The 1,541-nt window shown below is 66.2% G+C and carries 2 protein-coding genes; both read left to right on the forward strand.

Annotated elements, in window-relative coordinates; translation table 11 throughout:
• Window positions 1–430 (forward strand): hypothetical protein (locus QZV94_RS25065; RefSeq protein WP_293683224.1); only part of this gene is annotated, 430 nt, incomplete at its 5' end.
• A 134-nt stretch (window positions 431–564) separates the two neighbouring features.
• Window positions 565–1,541, forward strand: a 977-nt coding sequence (locus QZV94_RS25070) for an AMP-binding protein (RefSeq protein WP_293683226.1), incomplete at its 3' end; no start/stop codon positions are given.

Raw genomic sequence — 1,541 nt, forward strand, 5'->3', positions numbered from 1 at the left:
CGTCGAAGACCCCTGGATCAACCAGGATCCGGGCTGGCTGCCCGAATTCGCCTTCGACGAGGCCCTGGCCCAGATCGATCCGCGCGCGCGCGACGGCCTCTATGTCGGACCTTCGCGGGGCCATATCGACGACAGCTATGCCAGCGAGGTCGGCATGAGCCGCGCCTATGGCTACGGCGCCACGATGGCAGCGTGGAATACCGACTATCTGGCGATGTGGGCCGGGCATGACGGCCTGGTACGCCACGCGAAGTCGGATTTCCGCAGCCCGGCGTTCGAAGGCGACGTGACCTTCTTCGACGGAGAGATCGTCGATAAGATCGAAGCATCGCAGTGGGGTTTCCCGGTCGTGCAGGTGAAGGTCAAACTGACCGACCAGAACGGCAAGACGGTGGTGAGCTCGCTCAACGAGGTCGAGCTGCCGTACTGACCGGCACGAAGGGAGCGGACGAGGAGATGATGGGCCCGAATTATGTCAGCGGCGATTTGTCGATCTCGCGGGGCATCCCGCTTGCCGACGAGCAGGGCATCGGCGCGCTTACCCTGGGCGGCTACCTGCGCGAGGTGACCGACGCCTATGGGCCGGCCGAGGCGCTGGTCCTGCGTGAAGGCGATAACGTCGTGCGCTGGAGCTACGACACCCTGTGGCGGCACTCGATGGACGTGGCCCGTGCGCTGGTCGCCTGCGGCGTCGGCAAGGGCACTCGCGTGGGCATCCTCCAGACCAACCGCCCCGAATTCCTCGCTTCGCTTTTCGGCACGGCGCTTGCGGGCGGCGTCGCTTCGACGATCAGCACGTTCTACACGGCCGCCGAGCTCGAGCAGGTTCTGAAGATGTCGGGCGTTTCCGTGCTGCTGCTGGAACGTAACGTATTGAAGAAGGATTTCGCGGCGATCGTCACCGGGCTCGAACCCCGGATCGCCGATGCGGCTCCGGGCGGGCTGGCGTCGCTGCAATTCCCCTTTCTGCGCCATCTCGCCATGGTGGACAGCGATCAGGGCCAGGGAGGCATAGAGGGCTGGTCGTCGTTCCTCGCGCGGGGCAGCGAAATTGCGCCCGAGCTCGTGGAGGCCGCCGCCGCGGCGGTGATGCCGAGCGATCCCGGGATTCTCAAGTTCTCGTCAGGATCGACCGGCAAGGCCAAGGGCATCCTGTCCGCCCATCGCGGCGTCTGTCTGCAGCTATGGCGCTGGGCGCGGTGGTACGCGGTAGACGCCGCCCATCCCGTGCGGATGTGGTCGGCGAACGGGTTCTTCTGGTCGGGCAACTTCGCCATGGCGCTGGGCGGTACGCTGTCGGCCGGCGGATCATTGGTGTTGCAGCGCTGGTTCGACGCCGAAGCGGCGCTCCAGCTCATGGAGGCCGAAAAGGCGACGTTCCTCAACGCCTGGCCGCACCAGTGGGCCCACCTCGAGGCAGCCCCGAACTACGCAAGCGTCGATCTCTCGGCCATGCATTATATCGACGCCGCGACTCCGATCGCCCGGCACCCGACCATAACGACGGACTGGCGCGAGCCGGCTCAGGCCTACGGCAACAC

The organism is uncultured Phenylobacterium sp. (assembly GCF_902826855.1).
Classification (GTDB): Bacteria; Pseudomonadota; Alphaproteobacteria; order Caulobacterales; family Caulobacteraceae; genus Phenylobacterium.